Here is a 16,968-nt window from a genome sequence, read left to right as displayed (position 1 = left end):
CGTTTATGTCCATAGGCCTTTTTTATCTCGATTGGATCTCCACATTTCATCAATGCACTATCAGCGAGATTGATGCTGAAACCTGCATATTGGAGAAGTTTGGGGTTACACTAGCAACATTTTTCATCAGCAGGTTTAGCTACCATGAGTTACACAGACACTATCGTCGCACAAGCTACCCCGCCAGGACGCGGCGGTGTGGGTATCGTTCGCGTTTCAGGACCAAAAGCGAAACAGGTCGCCATGGCCGTGACAGGTCGAGAGCTTCCTGTTCGTCGTGCTGAATATCTGCCGTTCAAAGATGAAGAAGGCACCGCTCTTGATCAAGGCATTGCACTGTACTTCCAATCACCAAACTCATTTACAGGCGAAGATGTGCTAGAACTACAAGGCCATGGAGGCCCTGTGATTATGGACATGCTGATCAAACGAATCGTAACCATTGACGGTGTGCGTACCGCACGCCCTGGTGAGTTCTCTGAACGCGCTTTTTTAAATGACAAGCTCGACCTTGCTCAAGCAGAAGCCATTGCTGATTTGATTGATGCCAGCTCTGAGCAAGCCGCAAAAAGCGCTCTACAAAGTCTACAGGGTGCATTTTCTAACAAAGTTAATCAGCTGGTGGAAGCGCTGATCCACTTGCGTATCTATGTAGAAGCGGCCATCGACTTCCCCGACGAAGAGATCGACTTTCTATCAGACGGCAAAGTCGCTAACGATCTCAATGGCATTATCAACACGCTAAGTGATGTGCGCAAAGAAGCCAACCAAGGCGCTATCATTCGTGAAGGGATGAAAGTCGTGATTGCAGGGCGACCAAATGCAGGTAAGTCCAGTCTTCTTAATGCCTTATCCGGGAAAGAAAGTGCGATTGTCACTGACATCGCTGGCACCACCCGTGACGTCTTGCGTGAGCATATCCACATCGATGGCATGCCATTGCACATTATCGATACAGCAGGCTTACGTGACGCGTCAGATGAAGTAGAGCGTATCGGTATTCAGCGCGCTTGGGATGAAATAGCACAAGCTGATCGCGTGCTATTTATGGTTGATGGCACCACCACAGATGCCACATCACCTGAAGAAATTTGGCCAGAATTTATTGACCGCTTACCGGCTAATATCGGCATGACAGTTATCCGCAACAAAGCGGACATGACTGGCGAAACACTGGGTATTTGTCACGCCAGTCAGCCTACCCTTATCCGCTTGAGTGCCAAAACAGGCACTGGTGTAGATTCGCTTCGCGATCACCTCAAAGCTTGTATGGGCTTCTCAGGAGCCACCGAAGGAGGCTTTATGGCACGCCGTCGTCATTTGGAAGCGCTCGATGCAGCCGCACGCCACCTTGATATAGGAAAAGAGCAGCTTGAAGGCTATATGGCTGGTGAAATTCTGGCTGAAGAGCTGCGCATTGCACAGCAACACCTTGGCGAAATCACGGGTGAATTCAGCTCAGATGATCTTCTTGGACGAATATTCAGTTCATTCTGTATTGGTAAATAAAGACACTTAAAGCTGCCAATCGGCAGCTTTTTTCTCCCCTCACGATTCATCCCTCCTTTGCTACACTTATTGTCAACTACCCGTTATTCAAGCCATTAAATGATCAATAGCCTGAGCCCTATACTCAATTTAGGGATAGAACGTTGCGACAAATTGCAGGTTCACCATTTACGGATGGTGAACCTATTGGCAGGCTTATGTGCAGGCGGGACCTTACTTTTTTCAGCATTATTCTGGTTTGCTTTCGACAATGCATCAGCCGCATTACTCAACGGTCTCTATGCTTTCCTCTATTTTATTGCCTTTGTTTTAACGCGAGAAGGAATGCTATGGCTGGCTAAATACTGGGTGTTTTTCGTCTTCTTCATCCAGCAATTTACACTGCCTTTGTTTGTACTATCAGATAACTTTGAAACTGAACTTCTACTGCTGGTGGTGCCAACGGCGGTAGTATTGGTGTTTGATCCCAGTGAGCGTCTTCCTCGATATGGGTTATCATTGATCGCTATCATTTTGTTGTTTTTAGCAAAAACAATTCCATCATCAGATCCAATCCTTTCACTAACCGATGCTGATGCTCGTGCAGCTTATCTCTGTGTCATTCTTGTTTTAGTCATGGCTTCCGTGGCGCTCACCGATTTTTATCTTGTTGATTTACATACCATTGATGAATCATCACGGAAGCTTGTCCATGAAGATCTTTTGACTGAAACTGCCAATAGCCAAAGCCTCTACACACAAGCTGACGAGCTATTTTTCCGCGCACAACGTAAGAAAAAACCGTTATCAATCATTGCGATAAATCTTGACGGTTTCCGACAAATAAATGAAATGCATGGTAGAAGTACTGGCGACCAAGTGCTCATCCATGTCGCTAACCTATTGAAAGAAAACCTTTCCCCAATAACACCATTGGGCAGAATGCATGCTGATAACTTTGTTGTGCTGCTGAGTGAAACACCAGCAAACGATGCCATGCGTATCGCCGAACAGTTAAAAGCAGCCATCAGTCGTAGCGTCGTTTTGTTGGATAACACAGCCGTTAAACGCACAGCGAGTTTAGGCGTGACTACATCTAATGAAGGCTGTCTTGCGGGCTATCAGTTGATCGATACGGCGTTGGTTGCGATGACAAACGCCAAGAAACGTGGAAAAAATAAAATCCAATCTCTCTCCCCCAAAGGTATCAATCCCCTGTTTCGCGACGAATTTTGTCAACCCAGTTAACTTGACTTGCCCATAGCCTGACTTCAATACTAGCTACCCGTATTTACACTGGTTTAGAGAAGAGTCTATGAGTGAAATAACCCTGATCACCGGAAGCACACTGGGTGGTACCGAATACGTTGGCGACCATTTGGCCGCTCTACTGGAGCAAGAGGGATATACGGTTAAGGTCATTAATGAAGCAGAATTAGTTGATGTAACAAGCAGTAAATGTCTGTTACTGATCACCTCAACACATGGTGCGGGTGACTACCCTGATAATTTATTGCCACTAATGGAAGCCTTAAACACAGATAAACCGGATTTATCAGGCTTAGAATATGCCGTCATTGCGATAGGAGATTCGAGTTATGACACCTTTTGCGGTGCAGGAATCAATGCCGACAAACAGCTGAAAACACTTGGTGCAAAGCGTGTAATTGACCGACTTGATATCGATATATGCACGCATCCATTGCCAGAAGAACCAGCCGAATTGTGGTTATCACAGTACAAAAACCAACTCTGTGAATAAAATTGCCCGCTAAGAGGGTAAATTTTATTCTATTTTGTGACCTGTAAATTGTGGATAACTATGGATCTAAACGGTGATCAACCTATAGTTATCCCAATAACAACTTTGGCACTTTTACCCCCCTGTTGATAAGTACCCATTTTGATCCCAGGAAGTACATAACTTGATCCAAGCTCACACACAGAAAACGATCCGCCTTAAATGAATGATCATATTGATCATTTACCAGTTATCCACAGAGATCGTCTTCCTTAATAATGATCAATACAAAGATCTATATAAAGATCTTTATATATATTTAAGAGCTTCCCGCTCGATCAAAGATCACACTTTTGGTTCTCACCCTTCTGGAAAAGCGGTAGAATGATCCTCTTTTTCGCAATACCCAAATCAACCATTTCCTTTTTGAGGTCACACCATGTTTTACCAGGATAACTTTGATGTCATCGTTGTTGGTGGTGGTCATGCAGGTACGGAAGCTGCACTAGCCGCTGCACGTATGGGTCAACAAACCCTTCTGCTAACGCACAACATCGATACATTGGGGCAAATGTCATGCAACCCGGCTATTGGCGGGATCGGAAAAGGACATCTGGTGAAAGAAGTCGATGCGCTCGGTGGCCTAATGGCCCGTGCAATCGACAAGGGTGGGATCCAATTCAGAACGCTGAACGCTTCAAAAGGTCCTGCAGTGCGCGCTACTCGTGCACAAGCTGACCGCGCGCTCTACAAAGCGGCCGTTCGAGAGACATTGGAAAACCAACCGAACTTAATGCTTTTCCAACAGGCCGTTATTGATCTCATTGTTGAACAAGATCAAGTCACCGGCGTTGTGACTGAAATGGGGCTTAAGTTTCGAGCAAAATCCGTTGTTTTGACGGTGGGTACTTTCCTTGGTGGAAAAATCCATATTGGGTTGGAAAACTACTCCGGTGGCCGAGCAGGCGATCCGCCATCTATCGCATTAGCTGATCGACTGCGTGAATTGCCTTTTCGCGTTGATCGCCTAAAAACCGGTACACCACCTCGCATTGACGCTCGTACTGTCGATTTCAGCGTGATGGATACTCAGCATGGTGACAATCCACGCCCAGTGTTTTCTTTCATGGGTAAGGCGGCAGATCATCCTCGTCAAGTGCCATGTTTCATCACGTATACCAATGAAAATACACATGAACTGATCCGCAATAACTTAGATCGCAGCCCAATGTATTCCGGGGTGATTGAAGGTATTGGCCCACGTTATTGCCCGTCCATTGAAGACAAAGTGATGCGCTTTGCCGACAAAGACAAACACCAAATTTTCGTTGAGCCAGAAGGGTTAACAACCCATGAGTTATACCCAAATGGGATCTCCACCAGCCTGCCATTTGATGTGCAGATGGGGATCATCCATACGATCAAGGGTTTTGAAAATGCTCGAGTGATCCGTCCGGGCTACGCGATCGAGTATGATTTCTTCGATCCACGCGATCTGAAACAAACCTTTGAAACTAAATTTATAAAAGGTTTGTTCTTTGCTGGCCAGATTAACGGTACTACTGGTTATGAAGAAGCGGCGGCACAAGGCTTGCTTGCAGGTGCAAATGCTGCGTTATTTGCACAAGACAAAGAGGGCTGGTGTCCTCGTCGTGATCAAGCCTACATGGGCGTATTGATTGACGACTTGTCGACCATGGGCACGAAAGAACCGTATCGCATGTTCACATCCCGTGCGGAATATCGCTTATTGCTTCGTGAAGATAATGCTGATCTGCGTTTGACCGAAACGGGCCGTCAACTTGGTCTCGTAGACGACGAGCGCTGGGCGCGTTTCAATCAAAAACTTGAAAACATGGAGCTGGAAGCACAGCGTCTTCGCAGTACTTGGATTCGCCCAACCTCTGAGGATGCTCAGGCTCTCAACATGATCCTCAAGGCTCCGTTGTCTCGTGAGGCCAATGGTGAAGAGTTATTACGTCGTCCGGAAATGACATACGATCAACTGGTTTCAATCCCAGCATTTGGTCCTGCGAACGAGGATCAACAAGCACGTGAGCAAGTTGAAACTCAGATCAAATACGAAGGCTATATCAACCGTCAAAAAGACGAGATTGAAAAGTCAGTTCGCCATGAAAACACATCTCTCCCTATTGCATTGGACTACAAACATATCAAAGGGTTGTCTAACGAAGTCGTCGCCAAATTGCAGGATGCACGTCCTGAAACTGTCGGCAAGGCATCACGTATTTCAGGGATCACGCCAGCAGCTATTTCGATTCTGCTGGTACACCTGAAAAAGCAAGGCATGCTCAAAAAGGGAGCCTGATTTTCTGTGAAACAAACACTAGCAAAATTAATTGAACAAGCAGGGATGGATATCCCTGCTTATCAACAAGACCAGCTCATTGGTTACGTTGAAATGCTCCACAAATGGAATAAAGCCTACAATTTGACGTCTGTGCGTGATCCTCAAGAGATGATCATTAAGCATATTATGGACAGTATTGTGGTTAGCCAACATCTGGAAGGATCAACCTTTATCGATGTGGGCACGGGTCCTGGCTTGCCGGGGGTTCCATTGGCGATAATTAATCCTGATAAATCGTTTACTTTGCTTGATAGCCTAGGAAAGCGTATTCGTTTTATTCGTCAGGTGATCCACGAGTTAAAAATTGACAATGTGACGCCGATTCAAAGCCGCGTTGAAGACTTCCAGCCAGATCTGGGTTTTGATGGCGTATTGAGTCGTGCATTTGCCTCTATGAGTGACATGGTTAACTGGTGCCATCACTTGCCATCAGAGCACGGACACTTCCTTGCGCTGAAAGGACAAGTTGATCAGGTCGAGATTGATGAGCTTCCGGCTGATTGTTCTGTGACCGGTATCAAACCTTTGAGTGTTCCCGGATTGGAAGGACAACGTCATCTAGTAATCTTGGCTAGATAGGATCACTCGGCGAGGTCTACTTGTGGGAAAAGTCATAGCAATAGCAAACCAAAAAGGGGGCGTTGGTAAAACAACGACCTGTATTAATTTGGCTGCGTCGTTAGCCGCGACACAGCGTAAGGTGCTAGTTATAGACCTTGATCCTCAAGGCAATGCAACCATGGCTAGTGGTGTGGACAAATACGACGTGCATGCCACCGCCTATGAGTTGCTGGTTGAAGAAACGCCGTTTAACGATGTCGTCGTAACAGAAACAACCGGTGGTTATCACTTGATTGCTGCCAATGGTGACGTGACGGCGGCTGAAATCAAACTCATGGAAGTGTTTGCTCGTGAAGTCAGGTTGCGAAATGCCCTTGCAGACGTTCGTGAAAACTATGATTTCATCTTCATTGATTGTCCCCCTTCTCTTAACCTTCTTACAATCAACGCCATGACGGCGGCAAACTCTGTGTTGGTTCCCATGCAGTGTGAATATTTCGCATTGGAAGGTCTGACTGCGCTGATGGACACCATTAGTAAGCTTGCCAGCGTAGTAAACGCCGACTTGCATGTAGAAGGATTGCTAAGAACCATGTACGATCCGCGGAATCGTCTGGCCACTGAAGTGTCTGATCAAATTAAGAAACACTTTGGTGACAAGGTTTATCGCACCGTGATTCCACGTAATGTTCGTCTTGCAGAATCACCAAGTCATGGTAAACCCGCCATGTACTACGACAAGTATTCCAGTGGCGCCAAATCGTATTTGGCTTTAGCTGGTGAAATACTGCGCCGTGAAGAGCAGGCCAGACAAGCTGCAGATATTGCTAATGCGTCTTAAGGATATTTAATGAACGCGACCAAACGTGGATTGGGCAAAGGGTTAGATGCGCTTCTTGCAACCAGTGCAAAAGCACAGGCACGCGTAGACCTGAATGCTGATACCCGTGAAGCTATTAGTAACAGCGAGTTACAGCATCTACCGCTGACTGCGTTGCGTCCAGGGGTTTATCAACCTCGTCAGGACATGGCGTCAGAAGCGCTAGAAGAGCTGGCTGAATCTATTAAAGCACAAGGTGTTATCCAACCACTGGTCGTGCGTCAAGTTGGCAACCAGCAGTATGAAATCATTGCTGGTGAGCGTCGTTTTCGCGCTTCTAAATTAGCGGGCCTCACCCATGTGCCTTGCTTGGTGCGTGAGTTAAACGATAGAGCCGCCAGTGCCATTGCTCTGATTGAGAATATTCAACGTGAAGATCTCAATGCGATGGAAGAAGCGGAAGCGCTTAACCGACTTATCCAGGATTTTTCCCTCACCCACCAACAGCTTGCCGAGGCACTCGGTAAATCCCGTACTACCATCAGTAATTTACTGCGATTGAATGGCCTGGAAGTTGGCGTGAAAAAATTGTTGTCGGGTAGACAACTTGAAATGGGCCATGCACGCGCATTGCTGGCTTTGGAAGGTGAATCGCAAATTGAAGCAGCACTTGCCTCCGTTAATAAAAAACTCACAGTAAGACAAACCGAAGCGCTGGTGAAAAAGTTACTATCGCCCGTGGTTGAAAAGATAACTGAGCCTCTGTCAGATCAAATTTTGGCTGTACAAGATAGGCTCATGAATAAGCTTGGTACCAAAGTTTCTTTGTCTCAGGGCAAAGGAGGCAGTGGTAAGCTTGTCATCAACTTTGACCAGAACGAAAAACTTATGCAAATTCTTGCAATTCTCGATGAGAAATTGTGACGCAACGCGTTGGGTTTTTGTTACAAATTTTTGCTTACTGTGATCAGGTTACCCTGTTGTAAAATTTAGCCTCTCTTTTTGATGTGATGAGATTGCATTCGAAAGGGTGACCCGTATAATTTTCGCAGTTTTCCCAGCACGACTAAGTGCTAAGAGGAAAGGAATCGAGGAACGAATACATGGTATCGACGCTCACGCGACCAGGTCGCAAGCTTGCGACAAGGTTGCTGCTGTTACAGTTGTGCGTCGTGTTAGCAACGGCAATCTTGATGGTGACCACCATCAATGTCGACTGGGGAATTTCCGCACTCATTGGCGGTGGCATCTTTGTGATAGCCAACGCAGCCTTTGCATTGTGTGCATTCCTGTTTAGTGGGGCGAGAGCCGCAAAACTTATCGTTGCATCTTTTTTCGGCGGTGAAGTGCTCAAAATCCTGTTAACGGTCGTTTTATTTTCCGTTGTTTACCTGTATGCCGAGGTGGAACTTGTTCCCCTCAAACTGGCCTATTTGCTGGTACTTGGAATTAATATCCTTGCACCAGTTTTATTCATTAACAACAACAAATAGGATGAGTTATGGCTGCGTCAGGTGAAGCGCTTACACCATCCAGTTATATCTCTCACCATCTAACCAATCTGTCTACGGACAAATTAGGTTTAGCGGGTGAAGGTAGTTTCTGGTCGGTGCACATTGATAGCCTGTTTTTCTCTGTCCTGATCGGCGTCGGCTTCCTATGGCTGTTCCGTTCTGTGGCAAAGAAAGCAACAACCGGAGTACCAGGCAAGCTTCAGTGTTTTGTGGAAATGTTGGTTGAGTTCGTTGATGAAAACGTTCGTGAAACCTTCCATGGAAAGAATCCACTGATTGCACCTCTGGCTCTGACCATTTTCGTCTGGATTTTCTTGATGAATACGATGGATTTAATTCCAATCGATTTTCTTCCTTATCCAGCGGAGCACTGGCTTGGTATTCCTTATCTAAAAGTGGTACCAACGGCAGATGTAAACATCACCTTAGCAATGGCGCTAGGCGTTTTCTTCTTGATGATTTATTACAGCATTAAGATCAAAGGCTTGGGCGGTTTTGCGAAAGAACTGGCATTTCACCCGTTCAATCACTGGAGTATGATTCCTTTCAACCTGCTTCTCGAAGTGGTATCGCTATTGGCGAAACCGATTTCATTGGGTATGCGTTTGTTCGGTAACATGTTCGCCGGTGAGGTGGTATTTATCCTTATTGCGGCACTTCTGCCGTGGTGGGCGCAATGGTTGGGTTCATTACCGTGGGCAATATTCCACATTTTGGTTATTACCATCCAAGCGTTCGTCTTTATGATGTTGACTATCGTGTACCTGTCTCAGGCGCATGAAGATTCAGATCATTAATAGTTTTAGTAAGCAACTTTGTTAGACCTTCCGGCATATAAGCCGACAACAAGAAACTGGAGATAGTGATGGAAACTTTATTGAGCTTTTCTGCAATTGCCGTTGGCATCATTGTAGGTCTTGCTTCCCTGGGTACCGCGATTGGTTTCGCACTGCTTGGCGGTAAATTCCTTGAAGGTGCAGCGCGTCAACCAGAAATGGCTCCAATGCTGCAAGTTAAGATGTTCATCATTGCAGGTCTGCTAGATGCTGTACCAATGATCGGTATCGTTATTGCGTTGCTGTTCACTTTCGCAAACCCATTTGTAGGTCAACTGGCTGGCTAATTTAGCTGAACGGATCCTGTATAGCTAACTAGTGAGGAGTCGCTGTTGTGAATATAAACGCAACTCTGTTTGGTCAGGCAATCGCGTTTTCGATGTTTGTTTGGTTCTGCATGAAATATGTATGGCCACCAATCATGCAAGCGATTGAAGAGCGTCAGAAGAAAATTGCTGACGGTTTAGCGGCCGCTGAACGTGCCGCAAAAGACCTGAACTTGGCCCAGGCTAATGCTTCCGATCAATTGAAAGAAGCAAAGCGCTCTGCAAGTGAGATCATCGAACAGGCAAACAAGCGTAAAGCACAAATAATCGACCAAGCCCGTGAGGAAGCGAATTCTGAGCGCGAAAATATCCTTCACCAAGGACAGGCTGAACTCGAAGCTGAACGCAACCGTGCCCGTGATGAACTTCGCAAGCAAGTTGCAACTCTGGCCGTGATCGGTGCTGAGAAAATTCTGGAGCGCTCTATTGATGAGTCTGCTCATAAAGATATTCTCGATAAAATCACTGCAGAACTTTAAGAAGGAGGGGCCGCAATGTCTGAACTGACAACTATCGCACGCCCCTACGCTAAAGCAGCCTTCGATCTGGCGGTAGAAAAAAGCGAATTTGACCAATGGTCTGAAATGCTGACATTTGCTGCCGAAGTTGCCCGCAATGAAACCATCGTTGATTACATCGGTGGTATGCATTCAGCTGAAAAGTTGACTGAGATTTTTATCTCTGTGTGTGGCGAACAGCTCAATGAACTTGGCCAAAACCTGATTAAGGTAATGGCTGAAAACGGACGCCTCACAGCGTTGCCGGAAGTATGTATCCAGTTCTTGGCACTGCGCCAAGACTACGAAAAGCAGATTGACGTTGATGTCTTCTCTGCTATCGCGCTTGATCAAGCGCAATTGGATGCTATTACCAGCAAACTTGAAGCCCGTCTTGAGCGCAAAGTGAAGCTGAACTGTAGTGTAGACGAGACCCTGGTTGCCGGGGTTGTGATTCGAGCTGGAGACTTGGTCATCGATAACTCAGTAAGCGGTCGTATCCGCAGACTGAGCGATGCATTGCAGTCTTGATTTGGGGAATTGGAGCATGCAACTTAATTCCACGGAAATAAGCGATCTGATCAAACAACGCATTGAAAAATTCAACGTTGTTAGTGAAGCACGCAACGAAGGTACCATCGTGTCAGTCAGTGACGGTATCATTCGCATCCATGGCCTTGCTGATGCTATGCAAGGGGAAATGATTGAACTACCTGGCAACCGCTTTGCACTCGCGCTCAACCTTGAGCGTGATTCTGTAGGTGCGGTTGTCATGGGTCCTTATGCCGACCTTCAGGAAGGCATGAAAGTGACCGGCACTGGCCGCATTCTTGAAGTGCCAGTGGGTCCTGAGCTGTTGGGTCGTGTCGTGAATACACTTGGCGAACCAATCGACGGCAAAGGTCCAATCGACGCGAAATTGACTTCTCCTGTAGAAGTGATTGCACCGGGTGTAATCGCTCGTCAATCGGTCGATCAACCAGTACAAACTGGTTATAAAGCAGTCGATGCTATGATTCCAATCGGCCGTGGTCAGCGTGAGCTGGTTATCGGTGACCGTCAGACTGGTAAAACAGCACTGGCAATCGATGCGATCATCAACCAGAAAAACTCTGGCATCTTCTCTATCTATGTAGCTATCGGCCAGAAAGCGTCAACCATCGCTAACGTGGTTCGCAAACTGGAAGAGCACGATGCACTGAAAAACACCATCGTTGTTGTGGCATCAGCGTCTGAAGCTGCTGCACTGCAATACCTGGCACCTTATGCAGGTTGTGCGATGGGTGAATACTTCCGTGATCGCGGTGAAGATGCACTGATCGTATATGATGATCTGTCTAAGCAAGCTGTTGCTTACCGCCAGATTTCGTTGCTGCTGCGTCGTCCACCAGGTCGTGAAGCTTACCCAGGTGATGTTTTCTATCTCCACTCGCGTTTGCTAGAGCGTGCAGCACGTGTAAGTGCTGACTACGTTGAAAAATTCACCAACGGTGAAGTGACAGGTAAAACAGGCTCTTTGACTGCGCTACCTATCATTGAAACCCAAGCGGGTGACGTATCTGCATTCGTACCTACCAACGTTATCTCGATCACTGATGGTCAGATCTTCCTGCAGTCTGAACTGTTCAACTCCGGTATTCGTCCGGCGGTTGATCCAGGTATTTCAGTATCGCGTGTAGGTGGTGCTGCTCAGACGAAGATCATTAAGAAACTGTCTGGTGGTATCCGTACGGCATTGGCACAGTACCGTGAATTGGCGGCATTCGCACAATTCTCGTCTGACCTTGATGAAGCAACGAAGAAACAGCTAGATCATGGTCAGAAAGTGACTGAGTTGATGAAGCAGAAGCAATACGCACCAATGTCTGTTTTTGAACAAGGCATGGTGATTTTTGCAGCTGAAAAAGGCTATTTGACAGACGTTGCTCTGGATAAACTGGCTGATTTCGAAGCTGCTCTGCTTGCATATGCTAAGGCACAGTATGCCGAGCTGGTAGCCCTGATCGAAGAGAAGGGTGACTACAACAGCGATATTGAAGCTCAATTGACCAAATTGGTTGAAAACTTCAAGGCAACTCAAACCTGGTAATGCGTAGAAGGCCGCCTTTGCGGCCTTCTAACAACGGAGAGTAACGATGGCCGGCGCAAAAGAAATTCGTAACAAGATCGGAAGTGTTAAAAGCACACAGAAGATCACCAAAGCGATGGAAATGGTTGCCGCTTCTAAAATGCGTCGTTCGCAAGACGCCATGGAAGCCTCCCGTCCATACGCGACTACTATGCGCAAAGTGATCGGTCATGTCGCCCTTGGTAAATTAGAGTATCGTCATCCATATCTGGAAGAGCGAGAAGCCAAGCGCGTCGGTTACATCATCGTATCTTCAGATCGTGGTCTGTGTGGTGGCTTGAACATTAACCTGTTCAAACGTGCTATCAATGGGATGCAGGAGTGGACTCAAAAAGGCGCAGAAGTTGATACTGCCCTGATTGGCTCTAAAGCCTCGGCATTCTTTAACAACTACGGTACACCAGTATCAGCACAAGCTTCAGGTTTGGGCGATAACCCGTCACTTGAAGACTTGATTGGTACTGTCGGTGTCATGCTGAAAAAATATGATGAAGGCCAGCTGGATCGCTTGTATCTAGTTTACAACACGTTTGTAAATACGATGACGCAGGCACCAGTGATCGATCAATTGCTGCCTTTGCCTAAGTCAGAAGACGAAGAAATGAAACGCAGCCACTCTTGGGATTATATTTATGAGCCCGAGCCAAAACCTCTGCTGGATACCTTGTTAGTTCGCTATGTCGAATCTCAAGTTTATCAAGGCGTGGTTGAAAACCTTGCGTGTGAACAAGCTGCGCGAATGGTTGCGATGAAGGCTGCAACAGATAATGCAGGTGACATCATTGATGATCTGCAACTGGTGTATAACAAAGCCCGTCAGACTGCAATTACACAAGAGCTATCGGAGATTGTCTCCGGTGCAGCGGCGGTGTAAGGCAAGGGTCAACGAAATATTTTTAGAGGAATAACGATGGCTACAGGTAAGATCGTTCAGATCATCGGTGCGGTAGTCGACGTAGAGTTTCCACAGGAGTCTGTACCTAAGGTATATGACGCCCTGGACGTGAAACGTGAAGGCGAGCGTCTGGTGCTGGAAGTTCAGCAGCAGCTGGGTGGTGGTATCGTCCGTACCATCGCGATGGGTTCGTCAGATGGTCTGCGTCGTGGACTGGAAGTAGAGAACACAGGCAAGCCAATTGAAGTACCAGTAGGTACAGCAACCTTAGGTCGTATCATGAACGTCCTGGGTGATTCAATCGATGAGCGTGGCGAGATTGGTGAAGAAGAGCGTTACTCTATTCACCGTGAAGCGCCAAGCTACGAAGACCAATCAAACGCGACTGAACTGCTGGAAACCGGCGTTAAAGTTATCGATTTGATGTGTCCGTTCGCTAAGGGCGGTAAAATCGGTCTGTTCGGTGGTGCGGGTGTAGGTAAGACCGTTAACATGATGGAACTTATCAATAACATCGCACTTCAGCATTCTGGTTTGTCAGTATTTGCAGGTGTTGGTGAGCGTACCCGTGAAGGTAACGACTTCTACTTTGAAATGCAGGAAGCAGGTGTTGTAAACATCGAAAATCCGGCTGAATCAAAAGTAGCCATGGTTTACGGTCAAATGAACGAGCCACCAGGTAACCGTCTACGCGTTGCTTTGACTGGCCTGACAATGGCTGAGAAGTTCCGTGACGAAGGTCGTGACGTACTGCTGTTCATTGATAACATCTATCGCTACACCTTGGCCGGTACTGAAGTATCAGCACTGCTAGGTCGTATGCCTTCTGCGGTAGGTTATCAACCTACACTGGCAGAAGAAATGGGTGTGCTTCAAGAGCGTATCACGTCTACCAAGAGTGGTTCTATCACATCTGTTCAGGCCGTTTACGTCCCTGCGGATGACTTGACTGACCCATCTCCTGCAACCACGTTTGCTCACTTGGATGCAACCGTTGTTCTTTCACGTAACATTGCATCTATGGGTATGTACCCTGCGATCGATCCTCTGGATTCAACATCTCGTATGTTGGACCCATTAGTGGTCGGCCAAGAGCACTATGATGTTGCGCGTGGCGTTCAGTCAATTCTTCAGCGTTACAAAGAACTAAAAGACATCATTGCTATCTTGGGTATGGATGAGCTATCAGAAGACGATAAGCTTGCTGTATCTCGTGCACGTAAGATTGAGCGCTTCCTGACTCAGCCTTACCACGTAGCAGAAGTCTTTACTGGTCAACCAGGTGTTTACGTTTCGCTAAAAGACACCATCAATGGCTTCAAAGGCATGATGAGTGGCGAGTATGACGATATCCCAGAACAGGCATTCCTGTACTGTGGTGCTATCGAAGAAGTCCTCGAAAAAGCGAAGAACCTGTAACGGTTGTTAGGAGGCGATATGGCAGCGATGACCTTCCATCTGGATGTAGTAAGCGCAGAAAAACAATTGTTTTCTGGTCGAGCCGAAGCTATTCAGGTAACTGGTAGCGAAGGTGAGCTGGGTATTTTCCCAAGCCACACCCCGCTGCTGACCGCCATTACGCCAGGCATGATCCGTATTACTAAACAGCACGGCCACGAAGAGGTTATTTATCTTTCTGGCGGCATGTTGGAAGTACAGCCAAGCACAGTCACTGTGTTGGCGGACACCGCAATTCGTGGTGCCGATCTGGATCAGGCGAAGGCAGAAGAAGCGAAGCGTCGTGCTGAGGATCGTATCCTCAATAAGCACGGAGACATGGACTTTGCTCAGGCGGCCAGTGATCTGGCCAAAGCGATTGCCCAGCTACGAGTTATCGAGCTGACCAAAAAGGCACGCTAAATAGCCAGGTAACACAGCAAGCTGAAAAGGCGACCGAATGGTCGCCTTTTTTCTATATTAATGGCGAGAATAAGCCTGCTTTTTGCTACAAAGTGACGGAAAATTAAGATTTTATCGTTATCGAGCATGCCGTTTTACACCACGAGTCGTTACAATACGTGCCATTATTGTGATGTGACATTTTTATTCCAAGGATAAGTTTCCCATGAATTTCAGTGCTGTGATTCTTGCGGCGGGCAAGGGAACCCGCATGTATTCCAATTTGCCTAAAGTATTGCATACGCTTGCAGGTAAGCCGATGGTGAAGCACGTCATTGATACGTGTTGCTCATTAGGCGCTCAAGATCTGCATCTTGTTTACGGGCATGGTGGTGATGCGATGATAGCATCATTGTCTCAAGAGCCAGTTAACTGGGTACTTCAGGCTGAGCAGCTTGGCACGGGTCATGCCGTTAATCAGGCGGCATCGGAATTTAGGGATGATGAGCAGATACTTATTCTTTATGGAGACGTGCCATTAATCTCAGAGCAAACCATCGAAAACTTGCTAGAGGCACAACCCGACGGCGGTATTGCTCTTCTCACGGTGGTGCTTGATAACCCTTCAGGCTATGGACGTATTGTGCGTCGCAATGGGCCAGTGGTCGCGATTGTTGAAGACAAAGATGCGTCGCAAGAACAAAAGCTGATCAAAGAGATTAATACTGGCGTAATGGTCGCCACTGGCCGTGATCTGCGTCGCTGGCTGTCCCAGTTGAAAAATGAAAACGCTCAGGGTGAATACTACCTGACTGACGTTATCGCTATTGCTCATAACGAAGGGCGTGCAGTTGAAGCCGTGCACCCTGAAAGTGTCATTGAGGTGGAGGGCGTTAACAACCGTATTCAATTGGCGCGTCTTGAGCGCGCGTTTCAAGCAGCTCAGGCTGAGAAGCTGTTGGAAAGCGGCGTGATGCTTCGTGATCCATCGCGTTTTGACTTACGTGGTCAACTGCAGTGCGGCATTGACGTTGAAATTGACGTGAACGTTGTGATTGAAGGCTTTGTTACCTTGGGCGATAACGTGGTTATCGGTGCTGGCTGTGTACTGAAAGATTGTGAAATTGACGATAACACATTAGTGCGCCCAATGAGTGTCATCGAAGGCGCCTCTGTTGGGGAAGATTGTACTGTTGGTCCTTTTGCTCGTTTGCGTCCCGGGGCTGAGCTAGTGGGTGATTCCCATGTCGGTAATTTTGTTGAAGTGAAGAACGCACGCTTAGGCAAAGGCTCTAAAGCCAACCACCTGACTTATCTCGGTGATGCTGAAATTGGCGATCGTGTGAATATCGGTGCAGGTACGATCACCTGTAATTACGATGGTGCGAATAAGCACAAAACCATTATTGAAGATGATGTGTTTGTCGGTTCAGACAGTCAGTTGGTCGCGCCAGTTACCATCAAAAAAGGCGCAACGATTGGTGCAGGCACGACATTGACCAATAATGTGGAAGAAGGCCAATTGGTAATTACGCGTACCAAAGCCCGTGCGATTGCTGATTGGCAGCGTCCGATCAAGCAAAAATAACTGACTATTTAGCCATAAGAACACCGCATTTGCGGTGTTTTTTTATTTGGTTGGTTAAAACATCAGCAAACGAAAAATAGGGGGTTGACGGCTTTCCTATTCCGCAATATTATACGCGCCTCAGTTGGGATATCGCCAAGCGGTAAGGCAGCGGCTTTTGATGCCGCCATTCCCTGGTTCGAATCCAGGTATCCCAGCCAATGCGCGCGTAGCTCAGCTGGATAGAGTACCTGGCTACGAACCAGGCGGTCGGAGGTTCGAATCCTCCCGCGCGCACCATCTTCTCCCTTAAGGGAAAGGTGAGAGAGAACTAGGTTTGCGGAAGTGGCGAAATTGGTAGACGCACCAGATTTAGGTTCTGGCG

Annotated in this window: 17 protein-coding genes and 2 tRNA genes; all 19 read left to right on the top strand. The window is 47.1% G+C overall.

Going from position 1 to position 16,968, the window contains the following annotated elements; translation table 11 throughout:
• Positions 1-144: 144 nt before the first annotated feature.
• The 19 genes from mnmE to A1OO_RS22420 all read left to right on the top strand — a co-directional run bounded on the left by mnmE (position 145) and on the right by A1OO_RS22420 (position 16,883).
• Entirely contained in the window at positions 145-1,509 is a 1,365-nt protein-coding gene (mnmE, locus tag A1OO_RS22510; RefSeq protein WP_016961804.1) for a tRNA uridine-5-carboxymethylaminomethyl(34) synthesis GTPase MnmE, read from the top strand.
• A 99-nt stretch (positions 1,510-1,608) separates the two neighbouring features.
• Positions 1,609-2,736 carry a GGDEF domain-containing protein gene (locus A1OO_RS22505; RefSeq protein WP_241819259.1) on the top strand — a complete coding sequence of 376 codons (1,128 nt, stop codon included), beginning with the start codon at positions 1,609-1,611 and terminating at the stop codon, positions 2,734-2,736.
• Between the two features lie 67 nt (positions 2,737-2,803).
• A complete protein-coding gene (gene mioC, locus A1OO_RS22500) occupies positions 2,804-3,250 on the top strand; it encodes an FMN-binding protein MioC (RefSeq protein ID WP_016961806.1) in 447 nt (148 codons plus the stop codon).
• Between the two features lie 418 nt (positions 3,251-3,668).
• Complete coding sequence (mnmG, locus tag A1OO_RS22495; RefSeq protein ID WP_017005036.1) at positions 3,669-5,558, top strand: tRNA uridine-5-carboxymethylaminomethyl(34) synthesis enzyme MnmG; 1,890 nt, start codon at positions 3,669-3,671, stop codon at positions 5,556-5,558.
• Positions 5,559-5,564: 6 nt separating this feature from the next.
• A complete protein-coding gene (gene rsmG / locus A1OO_RS22490; RefSeq protein ID WP_016961808.1) occupies positions 5,565-6,179 on the top strand; it encodes a 16S rRNA (guanine(527)-N(7))-methyltransferase RsmG in 615 nt (204 codons plus the stop codon).
• Between the two features lie 22 nt (positions 6,180-6,201).
• Positions 6,202-7,002, top strand: coding sequence for a ParA family protein (locus tag A1OO_RS22485; RefSeq protein WP_016961809.1), 801 nt, complete (start codon positions 6,202-6,204; stop codon positions 7,000-7,002).
• A gap of 9 nt (positions 7,003-7,011) precedes the next feature.
• Complete coding sequence (locus tag A1OO_RS22480) at positions 7,012-7,905, top strand: ParB/RepB/Spo0J family partition protein (protein ID WP_017005035.1); 894 nt, start codon at positions 7,012-7,014, stop codon at positions 7,903-7,905.
• Between the two features lie 179 nt (positions 7,906-8,084).
• Positions 8,085-8,474: a F0F1 ATP synthase subunit I gene (locus tag A1OO_RS22475; protein ID WP_016961811.1), complete on the top strand. Its 390-nt coding sequence runs from the start codon at positions 8,085-8,087 to the stop codon at positions 8,472-8,474.
• An 8-nt stretch (positions 8,475-8,482) separates the two neighbouring features.
• On the top strand, positions 8,483-9,292 hold the full coding sequence (gene atpB / locus A1OO_RS22470; protein WP_016961812.1) for a F0F1 ATP synthase subunit A: 810 nt from the start codon (positions 8,483-8,485) through the stop codon (positions 9,290-9,292).
• A 68-nt stretch (positions 9,293-9,360) separates the two neighbouring features.
• Positions 9,361-9,618, top strand: coding sequence for a F0F1 ATP synthase subunit C (gene atpE / locus A1OO_RS22465; protein WP_005372317.1), 258 nt, complete (start codon positions 9,361-9,363; stop codon positions 9,616-9,618).
• A 47-nt stretch (positions 9,619-9,665) separates the two neighbouring features.
• Entirely contained in the window at positions 9,666-10,136 is a 471-nt protein-coding gene (gene atpF / locus A1OO_RS22460) for a F0F1 ATP synthase subunit B (RefSeq protein ID WP_016961813.1), read from the top strand.
• A 15-nt stretch (positions 10,137-10,151) separates the two neighbouring features.
• Positions 10,152-10,685, top strand: coding sequence for a F0F1 ATP synthase subunit delta (atpH, locus tag A1OO_RS22455; protein ID WP_016961814.1), 534 nt, complete (start codon positions 10,152-10,154; stop codon positions 10,683-10,685).
• A gap of 16 nt (positions 10,686-10,701) precedes the next feature.
• A complete protein-coding gene (gene atpA / locus A1OO_RS22450; RefSeq protein WP_016961815.1) occupies positions 10,702-12,243 on the top strand; it encodes a F0F1 ATP synthase subunit alpha in 1,542 nt (513 codons plus the stop codon).
• A gap of 46 nt (positions 12,244-12,289) precedes the next feature.
• Positions 12,290-13,156 (top strand): F0F1 ATP synthase subunit gamma, encoded by an 867-nt coding sequence (atpG, locus tag A1OO_RS22445; protein WP_016961816.1) that lies wholly within the window; start codon positions 12,290-12,292, stop codon positions 13,154-13,156.
• 36 nt (positions 13,157-13,192) lie between these two features.
• Positions 13,193-14,596, top strand: coding sequence for a F0F1 ATP synthase subunit beta (gene atpD, locus A1OO_RS22440; RefSeq protein ID WP_016961817.1), 1,404 nt, complete (start codon positions 13,193-13,195; stop codon positions 14,594-14,596).
• Positions 14,597-14,614: 18 nt separating this feature from the next.
• Positions 14,615-15,037 carry a F0F1 ATP synthase subunit epsilon gene (locus tag A1OO_RS22435; RefSeq protein ID WP_016961818.1) on the top strand — a complete coding sequence of 141 codons (423 nt, stop codon included), beginning with the start codon at positions 14,615-14,617 and terminating at the stop codon, positions 15,035-15,037.
• A gap of 205 nt (positions 15,038-15,242) precedes the next feature.
• The gene (gene glmU / locus A1OO_RS22430; RefSeq protein WP_017005034.1) at positions 15,243-16,604 is read left to right on the top strand and encodes a bifunctional UDP-N-acetylglucosamine diphosphorylase/glucosamine-1-phosphate N-acetyltransferase GlmU; all 1,362 of its coding nucleotides are present in this window, start codon (positions 15,243-15,245) and stop codon (positions 16,602-16,604) included.
• Between the two features lie 125 nt (positions 16,605-16,729).
• Positions 16,730-16,804: transfer RNA gene (locus tag A1OO_RS22425), tRNA-Gln, on the top strand.
• A 2-nt stretch (positions 16,805-16,806) separates the two neighbouring features.
• A tRNA-Arg gene (locus tag A1OO_RS22420) sits at positions 16,807-16,883 on the top strand.
• Positions 16,884-16,968 lie beyond the last annotated feature (85 nt).

Origin of the sequence: Enterovibrio norvegicus FF-33 (genome assembly GCF_000286835.2) — a bacterium.
GTDB lineage: Bacteria > Pseudomonadota > Gammaproteobacteria > Enterobacterales > Vibrionaceae > Enterovibrio > Enterovibrio norvegicus_A.
This window is presented reverse-complemented; position numbering and strand designations above follow the sequence as displayed.

Coding starts and splice junctions, on each gene's coding strand:
- atpG (WP_016961816.1), top strand. CDS start 12,290: ATGGCCGGCGCAAAAGAAATTCGTAACAAGATCGGAAGTGTTAAAAGC.
- glmU (WP_017005034.1), top strand. CDS start 15,243: ATGAATTTCAGTGCTGTGATTCTTGCGGCGGGCAAGGGAACCCGCATG.
- atpB (WP_016961812.1), top strand. CDS start 8,483: ATGGCTGCGTCAGGTGAAGCGCTTACACCATCCAGTTATATCTCTCAC.
- atpE (WP_005372317.1), top strand. CDS start 9,361: ATGGAAACTTTATTGAGCTTTTCTGCAATTGCCGTTGGCATCATTGTA.
- A1OO_RS22505 (WP_241819259.1), top strand. CDS start 1,609: ATGATCAATAGCCTGAGCCCTATACTCAATTTAGGGATAGAACGTTGC.
- mnmG (WP_017005036.1), top strand. CDS start 3,669: ATGTTTTACCAGGATAACTTTGATGTCATCGTTGTTGGTGGTGGTCAT.
- atpD (WP_016961817.1), top strand. CDS start 13,193: ATGGCTACAGGTAAGATCGTTCAGATCATCGGTGCGGTAGTCGACGTA.
- mnmE (WP_016961804.1), top strand. CDS start 145: ATGAGTTACACAGACACTATCGTCGCACAAGCTACCCCGCCAGGACGC.
- atpH (WP_016961814.1), top strand. CDS start 10,152: ATGTCTGAACTGACAACTATCGCACGCCCCTACGCTAAAGCAGCCTTC.
- A1OO_RS22475 (WP_016961811.1), top strand. CDS start 8,085: ATGGTATCGACGCTCACGCGACCAGGTCGCAAGCTTGCGACAAGGTTG.
- atpA (WP_016961815.1), top strand. CDS start 10,702: ATGCAACTTAATTCCACGGAAATAAGCGATCTGATCAAACAACGCATT.
- mioC (WP_016961806.1), top strand. CDS start 2,804: ATGAGTGAAATAACCCTGATCACCGGAAGCACACTGGGTGGTACCGAA.
- A1OO_RS22435 (WP_016961818.1), top strand. CDS start 14,615: ATGGCAGCGATGACCTTCCATCTGGATGTAGTAAGCGCAGAAAAACAA.
- A1OO_RS22480 (WP_017005035.1), top strand. CDS start 7,012: ATGAACGCGACCAAACGTGGATTGGGCAAAGGGTTAGATGCGCTTCTT.